The following is a 4,448-nucleotide window of genomic DNA, read 5'->3' on the forward strand; positions in this document are numbered from 1 at the left end:
GTGTATTTCGAGCGTCCTGAGCCCATTCCCATCTCCTGCAACAATCAAAGTCAATATACTCGATTGTCCGGGATCATGGACGAACTCCAAATCGACATGAAAACATCTTCCGCACTAAAAGGAGATCAAAATCAGATATCCGACTTGGGCGAAGTGGACAAATCACTCGCAGACTCGACTACAGCAACACTCTTTTTTATGCTCAGCACAAAGTACCCGTAGCCAATCGTTGACAAACAAGCCAATGAAACCATTGCAACCTTGTATGCAGGTTCCAGTCCAAATTTCGGAGTAATGAAAGCAACCACAAGTCCGAAACTCCATTGCCAAACAAACACACCGACAAACAGAAGCAAGTTATAAAAGGCAATGGCCCTTCCTGCCCGCTCTGGTTTAGACCGCTGGCCAATGAGGGGGTGGGTGACCGACAACGGCCATGCAAAGACGCAGTACAAAGCGAACCAGTACCACTGTGCTTCAGCGCCTAATCCCGCAATGATAAATAAAAGGGCTATGCTGACGGGTGTCCAGCGGCGCAGCAAGCGCTCTCCGTCGTCTGCTGACTTGTTGAATTTGGGTGAAAGAAACCCCATCACCAAAAATACAAGTAGCATGATGATGTTGGCCAGCAAAAGATTGAATGAAGCTTCACGGGTGCTTTGTCCGCCGAGCTCGGTTAGCCAAGGACCGATCCAGAGGGTTTGCACCGCGACCAGGATTGCGTAGTTGAGAGCACCTAGAATACCAATACTCCAAGTGTACCTTGTGCGCAGGATCGCTCCATACCCATGCCAGATACCTTGCCTGTTTTGAGCGCTCCCAGCCTCCTGGCCAGGCGCAGCGACTCCAACCAGAAGGGCAACCACAGCAAAGGCTACTCCGAGCGCAACGAACAAAGAGGGCCAGCCATATGTACTTGCGATTCCTTCCGAAGGGAGAGTGCCCAGAACAAGTCCCAACGCTCCTGCCATCAGCATCCACGAGTTAAGCCGTTGTTGTTGAGCGGCTGTGGTCCATAACCGCGCTGCTGTAAGCGGAGCGACGAGGCAGGCACTCACACCAATTCCACTTAAGAAGCGTGACCAGAACAGTCCGTTGAACGAATCCGCCATTGCAAACAAAAAGGATGCAAGCGCTGCAATCATGAGGCTTATGCAAAGGACCCGCCTAACCCCAAAACGGTCAAGCAGGCCCCCCATGGGCAGTTGCAGAACCGCGAACGAGGCAAAGTACGACCCCGCCAGCAATCCCAACTGGGAAGGTGAGATCCCGAATTCTGAGGTGAAATGTGGTGCAAGAGCGGCTGTAACTCCGCGCAGTTGAGAGGATAAAAGGTAACCCAGAGCGAAAACAACAAGGACTAGCGCCCCCAATTTCCGCTTTTGCTTGCCGGAGGAATTCAACTCCATACTGTGAGCGCCTCCTTCTCGCCTCTATATCCTAGAAACGCCGAGATGGTCAGCCGATCCTTTCCTTCGCCGGGAAGAACAGCATGGAGCTTTCTTGCATTAAAGAGGATGAGATCTCCGTTTTCAGGCTTGGCCGAGTAATCGCAGGGCCGAAGCTGATCGAGCGGGATTGCATAGTCCTGACCGCGGCGGTCGAGGAATTCATCATCCGACAGCTCGTCATCCCACATCCCAAGCTCACCGCCGGTTTCCGGCACGTCGATATAGATATTTACTCCGAACTGGCTGATAAGACTGTCGCTCTCCGGGGTGTTAGGTGCGTGCCGCCCAAACATGTCATGGTGGGCTTTGAGCGGGATGCCCGGCTTCATGGAACGGGACAGACCGACAAACATTTTTTTCTCGTAGAGTGTTTGTAGGGTACATCCAGCTTCCCAGGTTTCGTCAACAACACATCGAAACGTGTCCATGGGGCACGGGTAGGGTGAACACGCCTCGCGCAGCAGGTTTATGTTTGCTAGAGCATTGGCGAAATAGTGCTCAATGATATCCGGCTGTCGGCCTGTCTCGAAGTACGACATTCCGATGCGCCCAACCTGAGGGGCATTCAAATAGTCGTTATAACCGGTTTTCTTCAGACCATCTGAGATACTTCGGCATGCGTTTTCACCAATAAAATTGGGAATGCGCAGAATCTGGATTTCATTATGGATCAAGGAAAGCAGGTCAGCTTTTCGAAAGCTATCCGATACTGCAGTATGGCTGGCAGTCGATGGGGCAGTTAAGGTTGAGGTCATCATCGGATTAGCTCCAATATGTTAGAGGATTATCCTCGCCGCGATAGCCTACGAAAAAAGAGACAGCTCTGCGGGGCGAGTCTTGTGGGGAGGCAACGGCATGAATTTTTCTAGAGTCAAATAGAAGAAGATCACCGGTGTTCGGTTTGACGATCACATCAGGTGCAGGAAGGTCCTCAATCGAGATACCGTATTTTCCTTTGCGTTGCTCATCAAATTCCGAAGTGGTGAGATTACGATGCCACATGAGCAACTCACCGCCCTTTTGCGGAACGCTGAAGTAGATATTGGCGGCAAACTGGGCGGTAAGGCTTTCGGCCTCTTCTATTCCGGGCGCATCTTCTGCAAAGATGTCGTGGTGAGCTAGAAAAGTGGTATTGGGCTCGACCATTCGTGACAGACCGACAAACATCTTGCGCCCAAACATAGTTTGGAGCCCTGCACCGGCTGGCCAGATATCATCTAAAATGGCGCGCAGACTATCCAGTGGCGATCCGTAGGGTTCACATGCGCGGCGAAACTCTTGGCGATTCTTCTCAGCAAGGTCGAAGTACGCATCAAGCAGATCGGCCTTCAACTCTGTTTCGTAAAAAGCCATTCCGATTTTGCGGACTTCTGAAACGTTTATGTAGGGTTCGAACCCCATAGCGGCCTGCCCATTAGAAATCACGTCGCATGCGTGCTGGTTGGCAAACGCGGATACCCTTACCACACACGCTTTACCGGAAACGAGAGCTTTGATATGGGAGCTTGAAAGGCCGTACTTATCCGTCTCAATAACGAAGCTTTGACCGCAGTTACTCTGGCAATTGCTACAATTATCGATAGTTTTTACTGAGCTAGTATACAATGTATTATCCTATTAATTATCTATCCAACAGAATAAAATTGTCGATTTGTTGATTGGATCGCGGAATAATCTTCCCACTCAACCAATCATAGCAACCTGTTGTTGCTTGCTATTGTTATCTTCTGCTTTGGTTTTATTGTTATTTTCAATATAGATATAGTATAGTCTTGGTCAGATTGTTTTGCCTGTAGGGCACGAATGTATAGGATGAGATGTTAAGCGCTGATTTGGAAATGTTGGTGCTCGTAGCAGACCACGGCTCCTTTGCCGCCGCCGCTGAAGTAAGAAGCATAACGCCGTCGGCTGTCTCGCGAAAGATATCCAGACTGGAAGTGCGTATTGGAGCGCAACTCCTTTATCGGTCCACGCGCAAGCTGACCTTCACTCGGGAAGGATATATTTTTCTTGACTATGCCCGTCAGCTTATAGCAACCGCAAAAGCTGCAAAAGATGATATTTCCCAGGCGATTAATGAAGTTCAAGGGCATTTGCGTGTTAACTGCGGCACTGCGTATGCGCGGCACAAACTGGGGAAGGTTCTACCGGGCTTTTTGCGTCAGAACCCGAAAGTTACAATAGACCTTACGGTCTGCGATCACCGAATTGACCCCTTTCAAGAACAAGTAGATGTAACCATTCGTGTTGGTCATACCGACGATTGCGACCTGATAGCCATTCCTTTGGGTACCGTAGAAAGAATAATCGCAGCGAGTCCCGAATATTTGGATAAATTTGGCGTGCCAAAACAGGCAGGTGACCTTGATCAGCATGAGTGTTTACTTCTTAAAGGGTTCAGATCACAAGCTTCCTGGCCAATAAAAGAAGGCAATGACATCGTGATGACATCGGTGAAAGGGTCATTCACTGCAGATAATGCGGATATTCTTCTGGAAATGGCGCTTTCTGGGCTCGGAGTCATTCGAGTGGGTGATTTCTTGGGTGAGCAAGCGATTGCAGATGAAAAACTTGTGAAACTGTTTGAAGGGAGACACTGCCCCGAACCAAAGCAAATTTCAGCTCTAGTTCTACCAGGCCGGCAGAAGCTACCGCGCATCCGGGCGTTTATTGACTTCTTAAAAGAAAACTATTGAAAGATATGGTTAGGTAGAGCGATCTGCATACATTACTGATATAAGCCAGAACTGAATGAGTATATCAGAGTGGCAAATCCCGAATTTCCCGCAACTGAACCCAGACTATTTGCGGTGGACCTGCAGTAATCAGTTCAAACCCGCATTATCAGCTAACGGAAAAGTGCAAAAAACAAGGGCGTTAGAGCTGGCTCTGGAACTTCGGACAGGTTGGAGTTCGTCCATGATCCCGGACAATCGAGTATATTGACTTTGATTGTTGCAGGAGATGGGAATGGGCTCAGGACGCTCGAAATACACT

General features: G+C 49.4%; 4 protein-coding genes. 1 reads left to right on the forward strand and 3 read right to left on the reverse strand.

Features of this window, described 5'->3' with window-relative positions; all coding sequences use genetic code 11:
- Window positions 1-131: 131 nt before the first annotated feature.
- Genes AYK82_RS14210 through AYK82_RS14220 form a run of 3 tightly spaced genes read right to left on the reverse strand, consistent with a single transcriptional unit; the run spans window position 132 to window position 2,852 of the window.
- On the reverse strand, window positions 132-1,409 hold the full coding sequence (locus tag AYK82_RS14210) for an MFS transporter (RefSeq protein WP_068317390.1): 1,278 nt from the start codon (window positions 1,407-1,409) through the stop codon (window positions 132-134).
- The gene (locus AYK82_RS14215; protein WP_068317393.1) at window positions 1,400-2,209 is read right to left on the reverse strand and encodes a 2OG-Fe(II)-dependent halogenase WelO5 family protein; all 810 of its coding nucleotides are present in this window, start codon (window positions 2,207-2,209) and stop codon (window positions 1,400-1,402) included. The genes AYK82_RS14210 and AYK82_RS14215 overlap by 10 nt, the downstream gene beginning before the upstream one ends.
- Window positions 2,210-2,213: 4 nt before the next feature.
- Window positions 2,214-2,852 (reverse strand): 2OG-Fe(II) oxygenase, encoded by a 639-nt coding sequence (locus AYK82_RS14220; RefSeq protein WP_068317395.1) that lies wholly within the window; start codon window positions 2,850-2,852, stop codon window positions 2,214-2,216.
- Window positions 2,853-3,268: 416 nt separating this feature from the next.
- Here AYK82_RS14220 and AYK82_RS14225 point away from each other — a divergent pair, with 416 nt between their 5' ends.
- Window positions 3,269-4,147: a LysR family transcriptional regulator gene (locus AYK82_RS14225; protein WP_068317401.1), complete on the forward strand. Its 879-nt coding sequence runs from the start codon at window positions 3,269-3,271 to the stop codon at window positions 4,145-4,147.
- Window positions 4,148-4,448 lie beyond the last annotated feature (301 nt).

This window comes from Polycladidibacter hongkongensis (assembly GCF_001561995.1).
Taxonomy (GTDB): Bacteria; Pseudomonadota; Alphaproteobacteria; order Rhizobiales; family Stappiaceae; genus Pseudovibrio; species Pseudovibrio hongkongensis.